Annotated in this window: 20 protein-coding genes; 17 read left to right on the top strand and 3 right to left on the bottom strand. The window is 66.1% G+C overall.

Features of this window, described 5'->3' with window-relative positions; all coding sequences use genetic code 11:
- From rplT to pheT, 8 genes are all read left to right on the top strand, one after another.
- Positions 1-393, top strand: a complete 393-nt coding sequence (rplT, locus tag E3N85_RS04425; protein WP_134459894.1) for a 50S ribosomal protein L20 — start codon at positions 1-3, stop codon at positions 391-393.
- Positions 394-545: 152 nt separating this feature from the next.
- A complete protein-coding gene (locus E3N85_RS04420) occupies positions 546-1,346 on the top strand; it encodes an RNA methyltransferase (protein ID WP_134459891.1) in 801 nt (266 codons plus the stop codon).
- Between the two features lie 103 nt (positions 1,347-1,449).
- Positions 1,450-2,238 (top strand): amino acid ABC transporter ATP-binding protein, encoded by a 789-nt coding sequence (locus tag E3N85_RS04415; RefSeq protein ID WP_134459888.1) that lies wholly within the window; start codon positions 1,450-1,452, stop codon positions 2,236-2,238.
- A gap of 50 nt (positions 2,239-2,288) precedes the next feature.
- A complete protein-coding gene (locus tag E3N85_RS04410; protein ID WP_134459885.1) occupies positions 2,289-3,158 on the top strand; it encodes a glutamate ABC transporter substrate-binding protein in 870 nt (289 codons plus the stop codon).
- A 130-nt stretch (positions 3,159-3,288) separates the two neighbouring features.
- Positions 3,289-3,936, top strand: a complete 648-nt coding sequence (locus E3N85_RS04405; protein WP_134459882.1) for an amino acid ABC transporter permease — start codon at positions 3,289-3,291, stop codon at positions 3,934-3,936.
- The gene (locus E3N85_RS04400; protein ID WP_134459879.1) at positions 3,933-4,862 is read left to right on the top strand and encodes an amino acid ABC transporter permease; all 930 of its coding nucleotides are present in this window, start codon (positions 3,933-3,935) and stop codon (positions 4,860-4,862) included. Before E3N85_RS04405 ends, E3N85_RS04400 begins: the two co-directional genes overlap by 4 nt.
- A 20-nt stretch (positions 4,863-4,882) precedes the next feature.
- Positions 4,883-5,965: a phenylalanine--tRNA ligase subunit alpha gene (gene pheS / locus E3N85_RS04395; protein ID WP_134459876.1), complete on the top strand. Its 1,083-nt coding sequence runs from the start codon at positions 4,883-4,885 to the stop codon at positions 5,963-5,965.
- Positions 5,965-8,577 carry a phenylalanine--tRNA ligase subunit beta gene (gene pheT, locus E3N85_RS04390; protein ID WP_134459874.1) on the top strand — a complete coding sequence of 871 codons (2,613 nt, stop codon included), beginning with the start codon at positions 5,965-5,967 and terminating at the stop codon, positions 8,575-8,577. Before pheS ends, pheT begins: the two co-directional genes overlap by 1 nt.
- Before the next feature lie 380 nt (positions 8,578-8,957).
- On the opposite strand, the gene E3N85_RS04385 is transcribed toward pheT, so the two are convergent.
- Entirely contained in the window at positions 8,958-9,941 is a 984-nt protein-coding gene (locus tag E3N85_RS04385) for a type IV toxin-antitoxin system AbiEi family antitoxin domain-containing protein (RefSeq protein ID WP_134459871.1), read from the bottom strand.
- Between the two features lie 374 nt (positions 9,942-10,315).
- Here E3N85_RS04385 and argC point away from each other — a divergent pair, with 374 nt between their 5' ends.
- The 7 genes from argC (at position 10,316) to argH (ending at position 18,390) form a co-directional block, all read left to right on the top strand.
- Positions 10,316-11,362, top strand: a complete 1,047-nt coding sequence (gene argC / locus E3N85_RS04380) for an N-acetyl-gamma-glutamyl-phosphate reductase (protein ID WP_134459868.1) — start codon at positions 10,316-10,318, stop codon at positions 11,360-11,362.
- Positions 11,359-12,540, top strand: coding sequence for a bifunctional glutamate N-acetyltransferase/amino-acid acetyltransferase ArgJ (gene argJ, locus E3N85_RS04375; protein WP_134459865.1), 1,182 nt, complete (start codon positions 11,359-11,361; stop codon positions 12,538-12,540). Before argC ends, argJ begins: the two co-directional genes overlap by 4 nt.
- Before the next feature lie 2 nt (positions 12,541-12,542).
- Positions 12,543-13,463, top strand: coding sequence for an acetylglutamate kinase (gene argB / locus E3N85_RS04370; protein WP_134459862.1), 921 nt, complete (start codon positions 12,543-12,545; stop codon positions 13,461-13,463).
- Complete coding sequence (locus tag E3N85_RS04365; RefSeq protein ID WP_134459859.1) at positions 13,460-14,653, top strand: acetylornithine transaminase; 1,194 nt, start codon at positions 13,460-13,462, stop codon at positions 14,651-14,653. Before argB ends, E3N85_RS04365 begins: the two co-directional genes overlap by 4 nt.
- 105 nt (positions 14,654-14,758) lie before the next feature.
- Positions 14,759-15,688, top strand: a complete 930-nt coding sequence (argF, locus tag E3N85_RS04360; RefSeq protein ID WP_134459856.1) for an ornithine carbamoyltransferase — start codon at positions 14,759-14,761, stop codon at positions 15,686-15,688.
- A 56-nt stretch (positions 15,689-15,744) separates the two neighbouring features.
- Positions 15,745-16,944 (top strand): argininosuccinate synthase, encoded by a 1,200-nt coding sequence (locus E3N85_RS04355; protein WP_134459853.1) that lies wholly within the window; start codon positions 15,745-15,747, stop codon positions 16,942-16,944.
- 9 nt (positions 16,945-16,953) lie between these two features.
- Complete coding sequence (argH, locus tag E3N85_RS04350; RefSeq protein WP_134459850.1) at positions 16,954-18,390, top strand: argininosuccinate lyase; 1,437 nt, start codon at positions 16,954-16,956, stop codon at positions 18,388-18,390.
- A 224-nt stretch (positions 18,391-18,614) separates the two neighbouring features.
- Here the strand turns inward: argH and E3N85_RS04345 are convergent, their stop codons facing one another.
- Together E3N85_RS04345 and E3N85_RS04340 are read right to left on the bottom strand one after the other, a co-directional pair.
- Positions 18,615-19,214, bottom strand: coding sequence for a hypothetical protein (locus E3N85_RS04345; RefSeq protein ID WP_134459847.1), 600 nt, complete (start codon positions 19,212-19,214; stop codon positions 18,615-18,617).
- Positions 19,211-19,843 (bottom strand): DNA-binding protein, encoded by a 633-nt coding sequence (locus E3N85_RS04340; RefSeq protein ID WP_134459844.1) that lies wholly within the window; start codon positions 19,841-19,843, stop codon positions 19,211-19,213. Before E3N85_RS04340 ends, E3N85_RS04345 begins: the two co-directional genes overlap by 4 nt.
- A 141-nt stretch (positions 19,844-19,984) precedes the next feature.
- Between E3N85_RS04340 and tyrS the strand changes: the two genes are divergently transcribed.
- Positions 19,985-21,286, top strand: coding sequence for a tyrosine--tRNA ligase (gene tyrS / locus E3N85_RS04335; protein ID WP_134459841.1), 1,302 nt, complete (start codon positions 19,985-19,987; stop codon positions 21,284-21,286).
- 56 nt (positions 21,287-21,342) lie between these two features.
- Entirely contained in the window at positions 21,343-21,882 is a 540-nt protein-coding gene (locus tag E3N85_RS04330) for a GNAT family N-acetyltransferase (RefSeq protein ID WP_134459839.1), read from the top strand.
- Positions 21,883-22,037 lie beyond the last annotated feature (155 nt).

The following is a 22,037-nucleotide window of genomic DNA, read 5'->3' as shown; positions in this document are numbered from 1 at the left end:
ATGGCAAGAGTAAAGAGGGCCGTAAACGCCCACAAGAGTCGCCGCGTTATTCTCGAACGCGCCAAGGGCTACCGCGGCCAGCGTTCACGCCTGGTCACCAAGGCCAAGGAGCAGCTCACACACTCCTTCACCTACAGCTACCGTGACCGTCGTGCACGCAAGGGTGACTTCCGTCGCCTGTGGATCCAGCGGATCAACGCTGCTTCGCGCGCCAACGGCCTCACCTACAACCGTCTGATCCAGGGCCTCGGCCTGGCCGGCATCGAGGTCGACCGTCGTATCCTCGCCGACCTCGCGGTCAACGAGGCAGCCACGTTCGCCGCCCTCGTCGAGAACGCCAAGGCAGCACTGCCCGCAGACACCTCGGCACCGAAGGTCGCCGTCACGGCGTAAGGCTTCAACCCGATCGGCTCACCACCCGCTGCCTCCTGGGCGTAAACGTGGCGATCAGATCGATAGTTTTGAGTTCCAGGCAATTTCGATTTGCACAGTGAGGAGCGGGCGACCTGGTCGCCCGCTCCTTTTCTGCACGTAAACTGAGCATCATGCTTGATAATCCACGTTCACCGCGCGTCCGTGCCGTCGCAAAACTTGCCAAGCGCGACGCGCGCCTCGAGTCCGGTCTTTTTCTGCTCGAAGGCCCGCAGGCCGTCTCCGAAGCCCTCACCTTTCGTCCGGAACTCGTCGTGGAGCTGTTTGCCACGCCCACCGCGCTCGACCGCTACACCGACCTGGCCCAGAAGGCGATCGACGCCCAGGTCGAGGTGGAATTCGTCTCCGAAGAGGTGCTCGAGGCCATGGCCGACACGGTCACCCCGCAGGGCTTCGTGGCTATCTGTCACCAGTTCCCGACCTCCGTGAAGAAAATCTTCAACGCCGAACCCAAGCTCGTCGCCATCCTCGAAGAGGTGCGCGACCCCGGCAACGCCGGCACCATCATTCGGGCAGCGGATGCCGCTGGCGCGGATGCCGTCATCCTCACCGGTCGCAGCGTCGACCTGTACAACCCCAAGGTCATCCGTTCCTCGACCGGCTCCATTTTCCACCTGCCCGTCGCCATCGCGGCCGACCTCTCCGATGTGCTCGACCGTGCCAGGGCCGCCGGCCTGCAGCTGTTTGCCGCCGACATCAAGGGTTCCGACTTGCTGACCGCGCGCAACGAAGGCTTGCTTGCCGCTCCGACCGTGTGGCTGTTCGGCAACGAAGCTCGTGGCCTGACCGACGAAGACCTCGCTCGGGTCGACCGCAGCGTGAGCGTGCCGATCTATGGCGAAGCCGAGTCGATGAACCTGGCGACCGCGGCATCCGTGTGCCTGTACGAGAGTGCGTTCGCCCAGCGCGCCTGACCCGCTACACAGCACAACCGCCCGCGGCCCGGACTGTCACAAATGCGTTACTGTCCGGGCATTTGGCGTGCCCAGACACGCGTTCTGTCCTAAGTTGGAAAGTATGGAGCCAACAGATTCGTCCCCGGCCACCTCGAACATCACCGTTCGTCGGGGCGAACCGCTAGTCGTCGTAAAAGACATCAACAAGCATTACGGAGAACTGCACGTTCTCAAGAACATCAACGCCGTGGTCAACCGGGGCGAGGTGGTCGTAGTCATCGGACCGAGTGGGTCGGGCAAATCCACCCTCTGCCGGGCCATCAACCGTCTCGAAACCATCGATGACGGCCTCATCACCATCGACGGTGTGAAGCTACCGGCCGAGGGCCGCGCCCTGGCCACACTGCGCGCAGACGTCGGTATGGTCTTTCAGGCGTTCAACCTGTTCGCGCACAAAACGGTGCTCGAGAACGTCACGCTCGGCCCGATCAAAGTGCGCGGCCTGTCGAAAGCGGATGCCGAGAAGAAGGCCATGGCCCTGCTCGAGCGCGTCGGCGTGGCCAACCAGGCCAAGAAGATGCCGGCCCAACTTTCCGGTGGGCAGCAGCAGCGCGTGGCAATCGCCCGGGCGCTAGCCATGGAACCGAAGCTCATCCTGCTCGACGAGCCCACCAGCGCTCTCGACCCGGAAATGATCAACGAGGTGCTCGAGGTCATGATCGATTTGGCCAATGACGGCATGACGATGATCGTCGTGACCCACGAGATGGGTTTCGCGCGCAAGGCCGCAGACCGCGTGATCTTCATGGCCGAGGGCGAGATCGTCGAGGAGACCACTCCCGAAGAGTTCTTCACCAATCCCCAAAGCACGAGAGCGAAGGACTTCCTCTCCAAAATCCTTGCCCACTAATCAGTGAGCAGGCTCATCAGCAGCACCTCACAGCAATCAGGAGCACGTCCATGAGACTCAAAAAAGGCCTAATGTTCTCGGCCATTGCCCTCGCTGGTGCCCTCGTGCTCAGCGGCTGCACCGACTCTGGCGCCACGCCGGAGGCCGCCCCCGTCGAGAAAGCACCCGAATTCGCAGCGGGTACGACGATGGCCGATCTTGCGGCAGCCGGCACGATGACCATCGGTACCAAATTTGACCAGCCGCTGTTCGGTCTTCGCGGCCCCGGCGGCGACCCGGTTGGGTTCGACGTTGAAATCGGCAAGCTCATCGCTGCCAAACTCGGCATCGCCGCCGACAAGATCAAGTGGACAGAGACCGTCTCGGCGAACCGCGAACCGTTCATTCAGAACGGTCAGGTCGACCTCGTCGTCGCTACCTACACGATCAATGACACCCGCAAGGAGGTTGTCTCCTTCGCGGGGCCCTACTACTCCGCCGGCCAGGACCTGCTCGTCCTTGCGGGCAACCCCGACAGTATCCAAGGCCCCGAGGACCTCACCGACAAGCCGGTCTGCACGGTGAGTGGGTCGACGTCGGAGAAGAATATCGCGGCATACACGACAAATGTCATCGCCACGGACACGTACTCCAACTGCCTCGGCCCGCTGCGCAGCGGTGAAGTCGTCGCCGTCACCACCGACAACGTGATCCTCGCTGGAATCGCCGACCAGAACGAGGGCGAGTTCGAGGTCGTCAACAATCCGTTCACGGAAGAGCCCTACGGTATTGGTCTCGCACTCGAGGACACCGAGTTCCGTACCTTCATCAACGACGTACTCGAAGAGTCCTACAAGGACGGAGCCTGGGTTGACGCCTGGAAGTCCACCGCCGGGAAGGTTCTAAACACCCCCGAGCCGCCCGCCGTCGACCGCTACTAGACGACACCCCACCTCAGCGCGGCACGCGCACTAAGCCAGGATGGCCCGTTCGTTATCGGACGGGCCATCCCGGTGAGTATTCGACCCAGAACACGTGTTTCACCACAGACAGAAGAAGAGGAGGTGAGTTGTGGACGCAGTCATCGACAACCTGCCGACGTTCCTGGAAGGCTTCCGGAACACCCTGGGCCTCCTCGCCCTCGCCGGGATCGGCGCATTCATCCTCGGCATCGTCATCGCAGCGATGCGCATCTCGCCCGTGGGATCGTTTCGTGCCTTCGCGACGATCTACACCGAGATCGTGCGCAACACTCCGCTCACCCTCGTGCTGTTCTTCTGCGCTTACCTATTGCCGTATCTGCAGTTCAGCCCCGGCTATTTTCAGCTGGCCGCGATCGGTCTGACGGTCTACACCTCGCCCTTTGTCGCCGAAGCATTACGCTCGGGCGTCAACGGCGTACATGTCGGTCAGGCCGAGGCCGCGCGCAGTATCGGCCTGACCTTCGGACAGACTCTGTCGTTCATCGTGATGCCGCAGGCCGTTCGAATGGTGGTCCCGCCGCTCATCAACGTCTTCATTGCCCTCGCCAAGAACTCGTCGGTCGCCGGCGCCTTTTTCGTCTTCGAGCTTTTTGGAGCCGCCCGGCAAATCACGAATGAGCGCGGCGATGCGGTCATCGCGATCCTGCTCGGGGTCGCAGTGTTTTACCTCATCATCACCATCCCGCTCGGCGTCATTGCCGGACGGATCGAGAAGAAGGTGGCGGTACTCCGATGACCTCCGTACTCTACGACGTTCCTGGCCCCAAAGCGCGGGCCCGGTCCAGAGTCATCTCAGTCTTCGGCATCGTGCTCATCGTCGCGGCTCTGATCGCTCTCGTCGTCGTGCTCGGGCTGCCCAAAGCCAGCGCCAACGGTGCGGTGCAGCCCGGGCTCTGGGACGCGTCCCGCTGGGATGTCTTCAACGATCTGCAGGTGTGGCGAACGCTGGGCATCGGCGCGCTGAACACGCTGCGCATGGCCGCTGTGGCCGCCATCCTGGCCCTCGTGATCGGCATCCTGTTCTCCTTCGGTCGGGCATCGGAGAACGCCTGGGTGCGCATTCCCACCACGGTGATCCTGGAATTCTTCCGCGGCATGCCCGTGCTGCTCATGATGCTTTTCATCTTGTTGGTGTTCTCGACCGGGTCGTTCTGGGCGGGAGTCGCTGCCTTGGCCGTCTACAACGGCGCCATCATCGGGGAGGCGCTTCGCGCCGGTATCAAGGCGCTGCCGAGCGGTCAACGCGAAGCGGGCCTTGCCATCGGCCTCACGCCGATCGCGACCAGGTTTCGTATCGAGTTTCCGCAAGCGTTCCGCCAGATGCTGCCGATCATCATCGCGCAGCTCGTCGTGCTGCTGAAGGACACGTCCCTGGCCTTCGTCGTCGGGTATAACGAACTGTTGCGCAGCGGAAACTACAACCTGTCGCAGTTCTTCGGCAACCGATACTCGTTCTCGTTTTTCTTCATCGTGCTCGCGATCTACCTCGCGATGAACCTGTCGCTGTCCTGGCTCGCCCGCGTGATCGCTCGTCGCACCGGCTCGAACGGTGGTGGGGTCAAGCCGACAGGCTCGACCGCGCCGCCGTCGAAACCGGCCGACCCCAACCTGATCTACTCGAACGCACTGGGCGCTCAGAGCACGGCCGGTGGGGTCGTCTAAGGCCGCTAAACTTGAGCCTTGTGTCTGATCCCAGCGTTCCCCCAGAGCCCACCACCTCAGTCGAGCCAGCAGAGCCGTTGATCTCCGAAGCCGCCGTCAACGCCGCGGTTGACACCGCTCTGGCCGCCATTGCCGCCGCCGACACGACTGCCGCCCTCAGGCGCGTGCGCAGTGAGCACGCGGGGGAGTCCTCACCGCTGTCGAAGCTCAATGCCCTGATGCGCAGCGTGCCCGGCAACCAGAAGGCTGCAGCCGGCAAGCTCGTCGGCCAGGCGCGCGGCGCCGTCACGAAGGCGTTGACCGCTCGTGAAGACGACATCGGCACCGCTGAAGCGGCCGCCCGGCTGCTCGCCGAAACGGTCGACGTGACTGCCGCAGCCTCGGCGTGGAAGCCTGGGGCGCGGCATCCTATTTCGCTCCTCACCGAGCGCGCCGCTGACGTGTTTGTGGCCATGGGCTGGGAGGTGGCCGAAGGGCCGGAGCTCGAGAGCGAATGGTTCAACTTCGACGGGCTCAACTTCGACGAGGACCACCCGGCTCGCGCCATGCAGGACACCTTTTTCGTCGAACCGACGGATGCGCACCTCGTTCTACGCACGCAGACCTCACCCGTGCAGCTGCGCGCGTTGCTCAGCCGGGAACTGCCGGTCTACGTCGTCGCGCCCGGACGCGTTTTTCGCACCGACGAACTCGACGCGACACACACACCGGTCTTTCACCAGATCGAGGGCATCGCCATCGACAAGGGCCTCACCATGGCCAACCTGCGCGGCACTCTCGACCACTTCGTGCAGGCCCTGTTCGGCCCAGAAGCCAAGGTGCGGCTGCGCCCGAACTACTTTCCGTTCACCGAGCCGAGCGCCGAGCTCGACGTCTGGCACCCCACCTTCAAAGACGGCGCACGCTGGATCGAGTGGGGCGGCTGTGGCATGGTGCACGCCAACGTGCTGCGCTCGGCCGGCATCGACCCCGAGGTGTACTCCGGATTCGCGTTCGGTGTGGGCGTGGAACGAGCAGTGATGTTTAGAAATGACGTAAAGGACATGCACGACATGGTCGAAGGCGATATTCGGTTCAGCCAGCAGTATGGGATGACGGTCTGATGCGGGTTCCACTTTCCTGGCTCGGCGAATTCGTCGACCTCGCCCCCGGCACCACGCCGGAAGACGTCCATGCTGCCCTCGTGAGCGTCGGCCTCGAAGAGGAAGACATCCACCGCTTCGAGGTGTCCGGACCGATCGTGGTCGGCGAAGTGCTCGACTTCGTGGGCGAAGAGCAGACCAACGGCAAGACCATCAACTGGTGCCAGGTGCGAGTTGCACCGGGCGACGAACTCGCCGCCGACGGCGGCCCGGCCATCCATGGCATCGTCTGCGGCGCACACAATTTCGCCGTCGGCGACAAGGTCGTCGTGACCCTGCCCGGCGCTTCGCTGCCGGGCCCCTTCCCCATCGCCGCGCGCAAAACCTACGGCCACACGTCCGACGGCATGATCGCCTCAGCCCGTGAGCTCGGCCTCGGCGACGAGCACGACGGCATTCTGCTGCTGAAGAACCTCGGCATCGACGCCCCGGTCGGAACGGATGCGATTGCCCTGCTCGGCCTGGATGACAGCGCCGTCGAGATCAACGTCACCCCCGACCGCGGCTACGCCTTCTCCATTCGAGGCGTCGCCCGCGAATACTCGCACGCCACCGGCGTGCCGTTTCGCGACCCCGCGCTCGCCCTGACCGTCGTGGCGCCGGTCACCCGGTTCCCCGTCACGATCGACGACCAGGCTCCGATTCGCGAGCAAACCGGCGCGACCGTGTTCGTCACCCGCGTCGTGCGCGGCGTCGACCCGACCCGCCCGACCCCGGCGTGGATGATCGCCCGGCTCGGGCTGGTCGGCATCCGCTCGATCTCCCTCATCGTCGACGTCACCAACTATGTGATGTTCGAGCTCGGCCAGCCGTTGCACGGCTACGACCTCGACAAGCTGGCCGGCGGAATCATCGTGCGGCGCGCGACCGCCGGGGAGAAATTCACGACGCTCGACGCGGTCTCCCGCACGCTCAACGTCGAGGATCTGCTGATCACCGACGAATCCGGGCCGATCGGCCTGGCTGGCGTGATGGGTGGGGCGAGCACCGAGATCACCGCGCAGACCGTCAACGTGCTCGTCGAGGCCGCCAACTTCGACCCGGTGTCGATCGCACGCTCGGCCCGCCGCCACAAGCTGCCGAGCGAGGCGAGCAAACGGTTCGAACGCGGCGTCGACCCCCGCGTTGCTGCCGTTGCCGCCGCCCGCGTGGTGCAGCTGCTCGTCGACCTTGCCGGAGGAGCCGCCGACGACCTCGGATCGGTCTACGACGAGGCTCCGGCCCCACAGTCGATTCTGCTGCCGACCGGGTTCGTGTCGGGCCTCATCGGCCTCGATTACACCGGCGACGAGGTACGCGATGCCCTCGTCGACGTCGGTGCTTCGTTAGTCGAAGCCGACGGCGACCTGCAGGTCACCCCGCCCAGCTGGCGCCCCGACCTCACCGACAAGTGGACGCTCGCCGAGGAGGTCGCCCGCATCGTCGGCTACGACCGCATCCCCTCCGTGCTGCCCGTCGCCCCGCCCGGCCGCGGCCTGACCCGCACGCAGACTTTGCGCCGGACCGTCGCGCAGACCCTGGCCGCCACCGGTCACACCGAAGTCTTGACCTACCCGTTCGTGTCGGAGCAGGCGAACAACCTGTTCGGCGTGGTCGTGATGTCGACTGAAGCGGATGCCGGCGCGACCGTGGCCGACCCGGGCGAGGCATCCGCTGTGCCGGTTTCGGTGCCGCAGATGAAGGTCGCCAACTCGCTCGACGGGGAGGCGCCGTTCCTGCGCACCTCGATGCTGCCGGGCATGTTGCAGATCGCGCACCGCAACCGCTCACGCGGCCTGGTCGATGTCGCTATCTACGAGCAGGGACTGGTCTTTCGCCCCCAAGCCGGGATGACCTACGGCACGGCCGTGCTCCCCGCCGGAGCGACGCGCCCGAGCGATGAGGCTGAGGCGGCGCTAAACTCGGGAATTGTGCCGCAACCACTCCTGGTCGGGGTCGTCCTCGTCGGCAACGACGTGCGGCACCAGCCAGGACAGCCCGCTGTCCCCGCCGGCTGGCAGTCGGCGCTGGCCGCCGTGCAGCAAGTGGCGTTGGCCACCGGCGCGCGCATCGAGGTGCGCCAGGGCCTGCACCCGGCGATGCACCCGGGTCGTACCGCGGAGCTGTTCGTCACCGTCACCGGCGCTGCGACAGCCGCGGCCTCGACGGTGTCCGTCGGATTCGCCGGCGAACTGCTGCCGGCAGTCGCCGACGACTACGACCTGCCCGCTGTCGTCGCCGTCGCGGAGATCAACCTCGCGCTCGTCTTCCTGCACGCTGCCGAGGACCTCACGGTCACGCCGATTCGCACGATGCCGGCCGCCACGCAGGACCTGTCGCTCGTCGTCTCAGCATCCGTACCGGCTGCGGCCCTGCGCGCGGCCGTCGCCGAGGGCGCCGGTGACCTGCTCGAGAGCATCGAGCTGGTCGACGACTACCGCGGCGCCGGCGTTGAACCCGGTCGGAAATCGCTCACCTTTGCGCTGCGTTTTCGCGGCACGGAGCGCACGCTGACCGCTGCCGAGGCGAGCGCTGCGCGCCTGTCCGGCGTCGCGGTCGCCGCGGATCGCTTCGGAGCAACCCTGCGCGAATAGGCCGCCGGGGCCTGTGTCTCGCGCGCAGCGGATGCCCGCGTCCCGCGGCATCCGCTGGTCGCGGCACTCGTCAGGGAAGTGGGCACTCAGTGCCCGGAGTGCCGCGAACTGTGACGAGTGCCGTGAGTCGTCCCCATCAGGTGGACGCGCGGGATCCGCTTGTGGTGGCACTCGGTCGGGACGCGGGCACTCTTTGCCAGGGGTGCCGCGAACCCCAACGGGTGCCGCGAACCCCAACTGGTGCCGCGAGCCCCAACGGGTGCCGCGAGTCTCCGGAGGTGCCGCGGACCCCAACGGGGTGCCGCGAGCCCCAACGGGTGCCGCGAGTCTCCGGAGGTGCCGCGGACCCCAACGGGGTGCCGCGAACGCAGGGTGCAGCGTCAGCGGGCGCGCGGCACACCCTTTTCGCAGAGGAACCGGTAGAACTCGACGGCGTTGAGGGCCAGGTTCCACCCCCACCGGTTGAAACTCGTCACAAATGGGCGAAGTGCGCTCTCCCGATCCTTCTCAGCCACGACCACCCCCACCACGTCCTTGCCGTTCATGACCGCCGCGCGGGTGTACTTGATGTGCCCGTCAAACTCTCCGATCTTGCGCACACCCCGCCAAAAGTAGTCCACGAAGTACGAGCGGCCAGCGACGTCGAAACGCACCTGCAGTTCGGGAATCTCGAACTTCAGTTCCTCGAACCGCACTCTGCTGAGTGACTCGCCAGCGTTGGCCGAGAGTTCGTCGGCAAAGGTGATTGCCTGCTCGGCGGCCTGCCGCCCCGTACGAGGACGCACCGCGTCCAGTTCCGCGAAGAGCACCGCCTTCGTGATCGCCGGAACGCCCGGATTCCCCGTGCCGGGCACCACCCGCCTGCTCTCCTGGTGGAGCACGTGGTCGATCATTGTCACTCCGGCAAGAAAACTGCCCCCGGCAGCCATATCGACAAGGGTACGGGCGAGGCTGGTCACCGCGACACCGGTGATAAGTGTTGCATTCGGATCGGCGACGGCGCGATGCGTGGTGACGAGGCGCTGACTGCTGCCGCCATGGGCATCGGAGACGAGGGCATGCACCGTGGCGGGCCAGGCGCCAATCATCGGCAGTCCGTGCATGGCCGCGGCGGAATGATGCGAAAGCACGAATGGTCGTTTGGCTGCACCGGCAGTGGCACGCGCGAACAGGCGGTATTGCCCGTCGAGACCAACCGCCTGCCACTTTGCGCCGAGGGCGTACCAACCGCGTCGAAGACGCCGGAGCTCGCCGCGTCTCACCAGCAGGTCCACGGCGTGCGCATTCATACCGGCCGCACGGAGGGCATCGGCCGTGATGAGGCCGTCGCCGAGCACATCCTGCGTTTCCACGGCCTCCAACATGTCCCCACCCTGCCGCAGAACGGGAGCCGGTCCTTGTTTGGCACAACAACTGTGTGGAACTCGGCACGGGCATGCACTGTGCAGAGAGCGGATGCTCCGACTCTCGTGGCACTCGTTCGGGACGCGGGCACTTGGTGTCAGGGGTGCCGCAAACACTAACGCGTGCCGCGAGTCGCGCCTGGGGGCCGGCCCGCGGCATCCGTCGCCGCGGCACTCATTGGGGAAACCGGCACTTCTAGTTGGGGGTGCCGCGAACCAAAGGGGGTGCCGTGAACTCTGCCGAGGGCAGCGACGGCCAACGGATACCCGCCGCACGCGTGACGCCCCGCGCGAGCGCGGAAACGGGGCCGCCGGGGCCGCGCTAGGTTTAACCCATGGTTTTTTCGGTGGCAGTGGCAGGCGCGAGCGGGTATGCGGGCGGCGAACTGCTGCGGCTGCTCGCCGGTCACCCCGAATTCGAGGTGCGCACGGTCACCGCGCACAGCAACGCCGGGCGGCGCCTGGTCGACCTGCAACCGCAGCTGCGTTCCCTCGCCCACCTGGTGCTCGTCGATACGACACCGGAGAATCTCAGCGGGCACGACGTGGTCTTCGTTGCCCTGCCGCACGGAAAATCCGGCGAGCTGACGGCGCACCTGCCGAAGGACACCCTCGTGGTGGACTGCGGCTCCGACCACCGCCTCGAGAACCCCGACGACTGGGCCGCGTTCTATGGCGGCGACTACTTCGGCGCGTGGACCTACGGCGTGCCTGAACTTCCCACGTCTGAAGGCAAGCAGCGCAGCCGCCTCGTCGGCGCGCGCCGTATCGCCGCGCCCGGCTGCAACGCCAGCACGGTCGCCCTCGCACTGGCCCCCGGCATCCACGCCGGCGTGATCCAGGCGCAGGACCTCGTCGCCGTACTCGCGGTCGGCCCCAGCGGTGCTGGCAAGAGCCTCAAAGTGGCCAACCTCGCGGCCGAGATCCTCGGCTCAGCCAACCCCTACGCCGTCGGCGGCACCCACCGGCACATTCCCGAGATCGTGCAGTCGTTGCGCTGGGCCGGAAGCGCTACCGGCGCCACCATCTCGTTCACACCGGTGATCGTGCCCATGTCGCGCGGCATCCTCGCCACGTCGACCGCCCGGCTGGTACCCGGAACAAGCGCCGCCGCCGTGCGAGCCGCCTGGGAGAGTGCCTACGCCGACGAACCCTTCGTACACCTGCTCCCTGAGGGACATTTTCCGCGCACGGCTGACGTTCTCGGTGCCAACACCGCGCTGATCGGACTGGCCGTCGATGAAGCAGCCGGCCGCGTTGTCACGGTCACGGCCATCGACAATCTTGTTAAGGGCACCGCCGGCGCCGCCATCCAGTCCGCCAACATTGCCCTCGGCCTGACCGAAACGCTCGGTCTGACCATGAATGGAGTTGCTCCGTGAGTGTCACCCTTCCCGCCGGTTTTGCTGCTGCCGGCGTCACCGCCGGCTTGAAGAAGTCCGGCGGGCTCGACCTCGCCCTCGTGCACAACCTCGGTCCGCTGCAGAACGCCGCGACGGTGTTCACCAGCAACCGCTGCCAGGCCAACCCCGTCATCTGGAGCACCCAGGTCATGAGCGACGGCCGGGTCAGCGCGATCGTACTCAACTCCGGCGGCGCCAACTGCTATACCGGCAGCATCGGCTTTCAGACCACGCACGCCACCGCCGAAGCTGTCGCGACCCGCCTCGACATCTCCTCAGGGGACGTTTTGGTCTGTTCCACCGGCCTGATCGGTGAACAGCTCGACCTCGACCTCCTCACCGCCGGAGTGTGGGACGCCACCCTCTTCCTCAAAACGGATGCCGCAACCACGCCCGCCGCCGGCCTCCTGGCCGCGCAGGCGATCATGACCACCGACACCCGCCCCAAGCAGGCCGCGCACACCTCTGCCGCCGGTTGGAGCATTGGCGCCATGGCCAAGGGTGCCGGCATGCTCGCTCCGGGGCTGGCCACGATGCTCGTGGTCATCACGACCGACGCCGTGCTCGACTCGGCCGACCTCGACACGGCGCTTCGCGCGGCGACCCGGGTCACCTTCGATCGCCTCGATTCCGACGGCTGCATGTCGACCAACGACACCGTGAGCCTGCTCTGCTCCGGTGCGAGCGGCGTCGCCGCCGACAAGGACGAATTCAACATCGCCCTCATCGAGATCTGCCGCGACCTCGTCTTGCAGTTACAGGGAGACGCCGAGGGTGCCGCGCACGACGTGGCGATCACCGTCACCAACGCGGTCTCCGACGATGAGGCGGTGACCGTGGCCCGTGCTGTCTCGCGCAGCAACCTGTTCAAGTCGGCCATCTTCGGCAACGATCCGAACTGGGGCCGCGTGCTCGCCGCCGTCGGAACGGTGCCGGTCGACGACGCCGCCTTCGACCCGTACGGCATCGATGTCGCCATCAACGGCGTTCAGGTGTGTACCGCGGGCGAGCCCGACCAGCCGCGCGAACTCGTCGACCTCTCGGGCCGCGGCGTGACTGTGCTCATCGACCTGCATGCCGGCAGCGCAACGGCCACCCTGTGGACCAACGACCTCACCCACGACTATGTCGAAGAGAACAGCGCATACTCGAGCTGATCATGACCGACATCGACACCCCGGCTGCCGCAGCCGACGAGACCAGCCAGGCCGAGGCATCCGTCAAAGCGGCGACGCTGATCGAAGCGTTGCCGTGGCTCAAGCGCTTTCACGACCAGATCATTGTCGTGAAGTTCGGCGGCAACGCCATGGTGAGCGAAGAACTGCAACGCGCCTTCGCCGAAGACATGGTCTACCTGCGGTACGCGGGCATCCGACCGGTCGTCGTGCACGGCGGCGGCCCGCAGATCTCGGCCATGCTGGCGCGCCTCGGCATCGAGAGCGAGTTTCGCGGCGGCTACCGGGTGACCACGCCCGAAGCGATGGACGTGGTGCGCATGGTGCTCACCGGCCAGATCAACCGCGACCTGGTCAGCCACATCAACCAGCACGGCCCGCTCGCCGCCGGACTCTCCGGTGAAGACGCCGGCCTGTTTCGCGGGCGACGGCGCGGCGTGGTCGTCGACGGCGAAGAGGTCGATCTCGGGCTCGTCGGCGATGTCATCGGCGTCGACCCGGAAGCGGTGCTCGCCCAGCTCGCGGCCGGCCGCATACCGGTGGTCTCCTCGATCGCTCCCGATATGGATGTTCCGGGCCAGTCCCTCAACGTCAACGCCGACGCTGCTGCTGCCGCGCTCGCGATCGCGCTGGGCGCGGCCAAGCTCGTGATTCTCACCGACGTCGCCGGGCTCTACCGCGACTGGCCGAACCGGGATTCGCTCGTGTCGATCATCGATGTGCTCGAGTTGCGCGGTCTGCTGCCCGAGCTGGAATCGGGCATGATTCCCAAGATGACGGCCTGCCTCGATGCCGTCGACGGTGGCGTCGCCAAGGCCGCGATCATCGACGGGCGAGTGCCGCACTCGATCCTGCTCGAAATTTTCACTGGAAGCGGCATCGGCACGGAGGTAGTACCGGCATGACCACGCCCGAAGAAAAACCCTGGCAGGATCGGTTCGCCGATTCGATGATGCGCACGTTCAGCCCGCCGCTGGCCATGCTCGTGCGCGGTGAGGGCTGCTACGTCTGGGACGAGAAGGGCACGAAGTATCTCGACTTTCTCGCCGGCATCGCCGTGAATTCGCTTGGCCACGCGCATCCTGAGGTCGTTGCTGCCGTCACCAAGCAGATCGGCACGATCAGCCACGTCTCCAACTATTTCGCCACACCGCCGCAGATCGAACTGGCTGAACGCCTCAAGCGCCTCACCGGCGCCGGCGACACGGGCCGCGTCTATTTCTGCAACTCCGGCGCGGAGGCCAACGAGGCCGCGTTCAAATTGGCCAGGTTGAACGTGACGGGCGCCCGCCGCACCCGCATCATTTCGCTGCACGACTCCTTCCACGGTCGCACGATGGGCGCGCTCGCCCTTTCGGGCAAGCCGCACATGCGCGAGGCCTTTAAACCCGTGCCCGGTGGTGTCGAACACATCGACAGCACGATCACAGCCCTCGAGGCCACCATCGACGACACCGTCGCCGCCCTGTTTCTGGAACCGGTCAAGGGAGAGGCGGGCGTCATCGACCTGCCGGAGGGGTTCCTCCAGCGTGCCCGTGAGCTGTGCACCGAGCACGGCGTGCTGCTGGTCCTCGACGAAATCCAGACCGGCATCGCCCGCACCGGCGCCTGGTTCGCTTACAACCATGCTGACATTCTTCCGGATGCCGTCACCATCGCGAAGGGGATGGGCGGCGGCATCCCCATTGGTGCGCTCGTCACCTTCGGCTGGGCCTCCGAGCTGTTCCGTCGCGGCCAGCACGGCTCGACGTTCGCCGGCAACCCGCTCGTGACCGCGACCGCCAACGCCGTGCTCGGCGTGATCGAACGTGACGATCTGGCCGCCAACGCCGCCCGCCGCGGCCACCAGCTGCGCGAGATCATTCTCGGCTTTCACTCACCGCTGATCGAAGAGGTACGCGGACGTGGCCTGCTGCTCGGCGTCGGGCTGACCGAACCGGTCGCGTTGAAGCTCGGCGCGGCCGCGCTGGCCCAGGGTCTCATCGTCAACGCCGCCAACGAGACCAGCATTCGTATCGCGCCGCCGCTGATCGTGGGCGACGCCGAACTCGGCGACTTCCGAGCGCGGTTCGGGCGCGCCCTCGCCAGCCTCTAGGCTGGACGAATCCCACTTTGCGCAGGCTTCGGGCGGCGCGGGCGGGTCTAACCGGGGAGCGGCATCCGCTGGCCTTTTGAAAACACTCCAAGAGAAAGTGACACCGTGACCCGCCATTTCCTGCGCGACGACGACATCTCCCCGGCCGAACAGGCCGAGATTCTCGATCTGGCCCTGGAGCTGAAGCGTGACCGATTTGCGGTGCGCCCGCTCGCCGGCCCGCAGACTGTCGCGGTCATTTTCGACAAGTCCTCAACGCGCACCCGGGTGTCCTTCGCGGTCGGTATCGCCGACCTCGGCGGCAGCCCCCTCATCATCAGCACCGCGAACAGTCAGCTCGGTGGCAAGGAGACCGCCTCCGACACGGCCCGCGTGCTCGAACGCCAGGTCGCCGCGATTGTCTGGCGCACCTACGGCCAGGCCGGACTCGAGGAAATGGCACTCGGCACGACCGTGCCCGTCATCAACGCGCTCAGCGACGACTTCCACCCCTGCCAGCTGCTCGCCGACCTGCTCACCATCCGCGAACACCGCGGCGACCTCGCCGGCCAGACCCTCGCCTTTCTCGGTGACGGCGCCTGCAACATGGGCCAGTCCTACCTGCTCGCCGGCGCTACCGCCGGCATGCACGTGCGCATCGCGTCACCGGTGGGCTACACCCCGACCGACCAGGTGGTAGCGGATGCGACGGCCATCGCCGCCCGCACCGGCGGTTCGGTCGCCCTGTTCACCGACCCTCGCGAAGCTGTCACGGGGGTCGACGTGGTCGTCACCGACACCTGGGTCTCGATGGGCAAGGAAGAAGAGAAGGCCACCCGGCTCGGCGACCTCGGTCAGTATCGGGTCGACGCTGCTCTGATGGGCCTGGCCAAGCCGGGCGCGCACTTCATGCACTGCCTGCCGGCCGACCGCGGCTACGAGGTGACCGCCGACGTCATCGACGGGCCGCAGAGCATCATCTGGGACGAGGCCGAGAACCGCCTGCACGCCCAGAAGGCTTTGCTGGTCTGGCTGCTCGCGCGGAACGCGGCCTGACCGGGCCCAGCGCCCCAGCACGTAAACTTTAGACAGATCAAGATTTAGGGAGAACCATGGCGGAACGCGTTGTACTCGCATACTCGGGCGGACTGGATACCTCGGTCGGTATCGGCTGGCTCAAGGATGCCACCGGTAAAGAGGTCGTAGCCCTCGCCGTCGACGTCGGTCAGGAGGGCGAAGACATGGACGTGATCCGTCAGCGCGCCCTCGACTGTGGCGCCGTCGAGTCCATCGTCATCGACGCGAAAGACGAGTTCGCCAACGACTACATCGTGCCGACGCTCAAGGCGAACGCCCTTTATCAGAAGCGCTACCCGCTCGTTTCGGCCATCAGCCGTCCGTTGATCGCAAAGTACCTGGCCTCCACCGCCAAGGAGCTCGGTGCCGACAGCGTCGCCCACGGATGCACCGGCAAGGGCAACGACCAGGTTCGGTTCGAAGCGGCCGTCGCCGCCCTCGCGCCCGACCTGACCTCGCTCGCGCCGGTGCGGGACTTCGCACTGACCCGCGACAAAGCCATCGAATACGCCGCCAAGCACGACCTGCCCATCGTGCAGTCCAAGAAGAGCCCGTACTCGGTGGACCAGAACGTCTGGGGTCGCGCCGTGGAAACCGGATTCCTCGAAGACCCGTGGAACGCGCCGATCGAAGATCTCTACACCTACACGCAGGACCCCTCGGTCACCCGGGACCCCACCGAGGTGGTCATCTCCTTCGAGCAGGGTGTGCCCGTTGCCATTGACGGCAGGAAGGTCACCCCGCTGCAGATGATTCAGCTGATGAACCGTCTCGCCGGCGATCAGGGTGTCGGCCGCATCGACATCGTCGAGGACCGCCTCGTCGGCATCAAGAGCCGCGAGATCTACGAGGCTCCGGCCGGCATCGCACTGATTGCCGCCCACGAGGAACTCGAGAACATGACCGTGGAACGTGACGTCGCCCGCTACAAGCGCGGCGTCGAGAGCAAGTGGGCCGAGCTCGTCTACGACGGTCTCTGGTTCTCGGGTCTGAAGAAGAGCCTCGACGTGTTCATCGAGGACACCCAGAAGCACGTGACGGGCGATATCCGCTTGAAGATGCACGCCGGCACCGCCGTCGTCACCGGTCGCTCGAGCACGACCAGCCTGTACGACTTCAACCTCGCCACCTACGACACCGGCGACTCCTTCGACCAGTCCATGGCCAAGGGATTCATCGAACTGTGGTCACTGCCGAGCAAGATCGCGGCCCGCCGCGACGCCAACGGCAAGTAGGGCGCCACGGTGTCGAGTGAGCAGAACGCGAACCGCGCAGGAGCGGCGGGCGCCCTCTGGGGCGGCCGTTTCGCCGGGGGACCGTCGCCGGAACTGGCGCGGCTGAGCAAGTCGACCCAGTTCGACTGGATGCTGGCCGAATACGACCTGCAGGGCAGCCGCGCGCACGCCAGGGCCCTCGCCGCCGCCGGGTATCTCACCGACATCGAACTCACCCAGATGGTCGGCGCGCTCGAAGAGCTCGAGCGTGCCGTCCTCGCCGGCGAATTTCTTCCGGCGGAGGCCGACGAAGACGTGCACTCGGCCCTGGAGCGGGGCCTGATCCAAATCATCGGCGTCGAGATCGGCGGCAAGCTGCGCGCTGGCCGCAGCCGCAACGATCAGGTCGCGACGCTCGTGCGCATGTGGCTGCGCGACCACGCCGTCATTCTCGCCTCCCTCGTCATCGAACTCATCGATGCCCTCGCGGCCCAGGCTGAAACGCACGAAAGCGCCATCATGCCCGGCCGCACCCACCTGCAGCACGCCCAGCCGGTGCTGCTCGCGCACCACCTGTTGGCGCACTGCTGGCCGCTCGTGCGTGACCTCGACCGCTTCGCGGACTGGGGTCGGCGAGCGGATGCCTCCCCCTACGGTTCCGGCGCCCTCGCCGGCAACACCCTCGGTCTCGACGCGCATCTCGTCGCCGTGGACCTGGGCTTCGCCGCCGTGGTCGAGAACTCCATCGACGGCACCGCGAGCCGCGACCTGGTCGCCGAATTCGCCTACATCACCGCACAAATCGGCATCGACATGTCGCGGCTGGCCGAAGAGATCATTCTCTGGAACACCCGCGAATTCGGTTTCGTCACCCTCGACGACGCCTACTCCACCGGCTCGTCGATCATGCCGCAGAAGAAAAACCCCGACATCGCCGAGCTGGCCCGCGGCAAATCGGGCCGCATGATCGGCAACCTCACCGGGCTGCTCACCACGCTCAAGGGTCTGCCACTCGCCTACAACCGCGACCTGCAGGAAGACAAGGAACCGGTCTTCGATTCGATCACGACTCTCGAAGTGCTGCTGCCCGCCTTCACCGGCATGGTCGCCACCCTCACCTTCCACACCGAGCGCATGGCCGAGCTGGCGCCGCAGGGTTTCTCCCTCGCAACGGATGTCGCGGAATGGCTAGTCAAACGCCACGTCTCGTTCCGCGATGCCCATGAAATCACCGGTTCGCTTGTGAAGTTCGCCGAAACCAACCAGCTCGACCTGCACGAGGTGAGTGACGAAGCGCTGCTCGCAATCTCGCCGCACCTCGTTCCCCAGGTGCGCGAGGTGCTCACCATCCGTGGATCGGTCGAGAGTCGCGACGGCGCTGGCGGAACCGCCCCCGTGCGCGTCGCCGAACAGCGCGCACACCTCGTGGCCCGCGTACGCGACCTGACGGCCGCGCTCAGCCGGTAGACCGTGCCGTTTGCGCCGCTCACCGTTCGATGCGACGTGCCGGTGCGGTGCGTGATCTTCGTGGCGGGCCACACACCGGCGTGAGCGGCCTCGGCGAGGAATCGCCTACCGTGGCGCCTGTGGATGCCGGGAGGTATCCTTTCGGCGTCTCGGCGGCACGCGCCTAACCCGGCACGCAGTTGTGTCGGCACGCACCTGTGCCGGCACGCAGTTAAGCCGGCTCGTTAGGCCAGGGCCATCGGTACGAGGGCGGCGCAGGCGCACGCCCAGATCAGGCTCGACAGGGTGCCGATGATGAACCGCTCGCGCGATTCGGCCGCGGCCAGCTCAGTGAAGCGGCCCACGCCCTTGATGGCCACGACCACGGCGATCGCTTCGGGAAAACCGGCCAGGATCGCGCCGGCCACTGCGAGGCGTTCCAGGATGCCGATGGTCACGCCGCCGCGCAGCACCTCGTGGGTCTCCAGGTCGCTCACCCCGGCCATGGTCGGGGCTGGTTTGCCGGCGTTGAGCACCATGATTCCGCCGTGCTGGCCCGGTGGTACCGAGTTGTTGGTGGCGAGATCGAGCGCCAGCACAGCGATCGGGCCGCCCCCGATCACGGCGAGGGCGAGGGCGAGCATGCCGATCACGATGCCGAAGGCGCTCGGGCCGGTGCCAACGGGCACCGCGGCGAGCACGAGGGCAACGACGAGACCGGCCATGGCCCAGATCGCGAAGAGCTGCCGGTGCAGTTTGAAGGCGATCGCGGCGCAGGTGAGTGAGGCGAGCGTGACCAGGAGCAGGGCGACCCAGTAGAGAAACGTGAGAACGGTGAAGGTCATGCGGTAGTGTCCGTTTCGTTCGGGCCACGGTCTGGGCCGTGGTCGAGCTGCTCTAGCAGCCTAACCAACGCCGGCCGTGCCGCCTGCTCAACGCGGTACTGCGCCGCCTTGAGCCGCTGGCTCACGGCCCCGGTGGTGATGCCGAGCGACGCGGCGATTTCGGTCTGGGCCAGTCCGCTTTCAAACAGATCGCCGGCCTGCCAGCCCTGGGGGGTGCGACGCTGACGCAGTAGCAGGAGCATGGTCAGGAGCGCTTCGATGCCGGGGGAGGCATCATTTGTGTGACCGACTTCGAGGGCAAAGTGTGCCTCGGTTCTTTTCGCCCGCAGCACGGCGTCGCGGGCCGCGATGAACGCGCCGCCGGTGGCCTGCCTGGTCGACGGCGGCAGGGGAGTGCGCACGGTGCCCACGCCGAGCCCGACGCTCCAATGACCGGAACGGTGCAGGGCGAGTATCGCGTCGAGTGTCGGCTCGGCCTCCGACACCAGCAGCTGGATCTCATCGCCGGCAGTCTGGTCGGGCGGCAAGCTGAACCCGTTCGGACTCGGCGCCACGAGGCGCGCGATCATCTCGCGCGCCCGATCGTGATCGTTGCGACTGTCAATCTGGTCAGCAGTGATAACAAACATGGTGTGAGGCTCCGTCCTCCATTCAGTGTAATTTAGCTCACAGGCTAAATCAAGCCGATTATAGGCTCCAGCCTGATTGCCTGACCAGGGAACGAAAACTGCGCGATTCGGCGCGGCGGACCCGGCTGGTAATCTGAACGCGTGTCAGACCCCACCATTCTTGCCCAGCAGACCAATGATCCCTCCTTCGACTCGGTGTGGGAGGAGATCAACTGGCGCGGCCTCGTGCACGTCTCCACCGACGAGACCGAGCTCAAGGCGCTGCTCGATGGTGACCCGATAACCTATTACTGCGGATTCGACCCGACCGCGCCGAGCCTGCACCTCGGCAACCTCGTGCAGCTGCTGCTGATGCGGCGCTTGCAACTGGCCGGGCATCATCCGCTGGGACTGGTCGGCGGTTCGACCGGACTCATCGGTGATCCGCGCCCCACCGCCGAGCGCACGCTGACCCCCGTGGACACCGTCGCGGAATGGGTTGGCTACCTGCAGGCGCAGGTCTCGCGGTTCCTCAGCTCCGAAGGCGACAACGCCGTCACCCTGGTGAACAATCTCGACTGGACCGCACCGTTGTCTGCCATCGATTTCTTAAGAGAAATCGGTAAGTACTACCGTGTGGGCACCATGCTCAAGAAGGATGCCGTCAGCGCGCGCTTGAATTCCGACGCCGGCATCAGCTACACCGAATTCAGTTACCAGATTCTGCAGGGCCTCGACTACCTCGAACTGTTCCGCAGCTACGGCTGCGTGCTGCAAACCGGCGGCAGCGATCAGTGGGGCAACCTGACGAGCGGAACCGATCTCATCCGTCGCGCCGAAAGCGGCACCGTGCACGCCATCGGTACCCCGCTCATCACCAACAGCGACGGCACCAAGTTCGGCAAGAGCGAGGGCAACGCGGTGTGGCTCGACCCGAACCTCACCAGCCCGTACGCCTTCTATCAGTTCTGGCTCAACACCGATGATGCCGACGTCGTCTTTCGGCTGCAGGTGTTCACTTTTCTCTCCCGTGGTGAAATCGAGCGGTTCGCCGAGCTCGTCGAAAGCGAACCGTTCCGCCGCGAAGCGCAGCGCCGGCTCGCCCTTGAGGTGACCAGCCTTGTGCACGGTCAAGCGGCAACGGATGCGGCCATCCACGCCGCCGAGGCGCTCTTTGGCCAGGGTGACCTCGCCGAACTCGACCCCGACACGCTCGAGGCCGCACTTCGCGAACTCCCGCACACGACGACGGCACCGCACGCGACCGTGCTGCAGCTGCTCGTCGACACCGAACTGTCGAAGAGTCTCGGCGATGCCCGTCGAGCGGTGCAGCAGGGTGGGGTGTACCTGAACAACCAAAAGGTCACGAGTGTCGACCTGACCATTGAAGGATCGGTGCTTCCCGGGGGAGTGGCGGTACTGCGCCGTGGCAAGAAGACGCTCGCGGGGATTTTCGTCGAGTAGCTGTTCCAGCGGGTGCGGTGCAGGGGGTCAGCAGGTGCGGGTGGCAAGATGACGTCGTGGAAACTCTTCGAACCGAACGCCTGCTGCTGCGCCCCTGGACCCTGGATGACACCGACTTTGTTTTCGGGCTCTACTCGCTGTGGTCCGTGCAACAACACATCGGGTTGCATCCGCGCGTCATGACCGACCGCGCCGAGGCGATCGCCGTCATCTCGCGCTGGCAGGGTATGGAGCATCCCATTCACGCCATCAGGGCGGTAACGGATGCCGACACCGGCGAGATCTTCGGCAATCTGCTGCTCAAGTCCATCCCGGCGTCGAGCGCGGTGACACCGCTCGAGCCATCGGGGGACACCGAGATCGGCTGGCATTTTCACCCGAACGCGTGGCACCACGGCTACGCGACCGAAGCAGCGTCAGCTGTACTGGCTGAAGGCTGGAAGACCGGCCTTGACCGGGTGGTTGCCGTGACGACTCCGAGTAATCGCCCGTCGCAGCGGGTCTGCCTGCGCATCGGAATGACGCACAACGGCAGAACCGACCAGTACTACAACTCCGTGAGCGAACTCTTCGCGGCCGTCGCCCCCGAGTCGTAACCGTCTTTCTAAACGGTCGATGCCGGCCCTGCGCGGGTCGGTTTGTGTTGGTGGGGGAGTGGTTGGTCGGGGTGCGACACGCCCGGGTTGGGGGCGTTTTGACGGGTGGGCGGTGGGACCGTAATGTATCTATACGTACCCCAAAGGTGCGGAAA

The sequence above is a fragment of the Cryobacterium sp. Hz9 genome (assembly GCF_004402825.1).
Taxonomy (GTDB): Bacteria; Actinomycetota; Actinomycetes; order Actinomycetales; family Microbacteriaceae; genus Cryobacterium; species Cryobacterium gelidum.
Note: the sequence above shows the minus strand (reverse complement) of the source record. Positions and strands in the feature narration are given on the sequence as shown.

Coding starts and splice junctions, on each gene's coding strand:
- rplT (WP_134459894.1), top strand. CDS start 1: ATGGCAAGAGTAAAGAGGGCCGTAAACGCCCACAAGAGTCGCCGCGTT.
- E3N85_RS04420 (WP_134459891.1), top strand. CDS start 546: ATGCTTGATAATCCACGTTCACCGCGCGTCCGTGCCGTCGCAAAACTT.
- E3N85_RS04415 (WP_134459888.1), top strand. CDS start 1,450: ATGGAGCCAACAGATTCGTCCCCGGCCACCTCGAACATCACCGTTCGT.
- E3N85_RS04410 (WP_134459885.1), top strand. CDS start 2,289: ATGAGACTCAAAAAAGGCCTAATGTTCTCGGCCATTGCCCTCGCTGGT.
- E3N85_RS04400 (WP_134459879.1), top strand. CDS start 3,933: ATGACCTCCGTACTCTACGACGTTCCTGGCCCCAAAGCGCGGGCCCGG.
- pheT (WP_134459874.1), top strand. CDS start 5,965: ATGCGGGTTCCACTTTCCTGGCTCGGCGAATTCGTCGACCTCGCCCCC.
- E3N85_RS04385 (WP_134459871.1), bottom strand. CDS start 9,941: ATGTTGGAGGCCGTGGAAACGCAGGATGTGCTCGGCGACGGCCTCATC.
- argC (WP_134459868.1), top strand. CDS start 10,316: ATGGTTTTTTCGGTGGCAGTGGCAGGCGCGAGCGGGTATGCGGGCGGC.
- argB (WP_134459862.1), top strand. CDS start 12,543: ATGACCGACATCGACACCCCGGCTGCCGCAGCCGACGAGACCAGCCAG.
- E3N85_RS04365 (WP_134459859.1), top strand. CDS start 13,460: ATGACCACGCCCGAAGAAAAACCCTGGCAGGATCGGTTCGCCGATTCG.
- E3N85_RS04355 (WP_134459853.1), top strand. CDS start 15,745: ATGGCGGAACGCGTTGTACTCGCATACTCGGGCGGACTGGATACCTCG.
- E3N85_RS04345 (WP_134459847.1), bottom strand. CDS start 19,214: ATGACCTTCACCGTTCTCACGTTTCTCTACTGGGTCGCCCTGCTCCTG.
- E3N85_RS04340 (WP_134459844.1), bottom strand. CDS start 19,843: ATGTTTGTTATCACTGCTGACCAGATTGACAGTCGCAACGATCACGAT.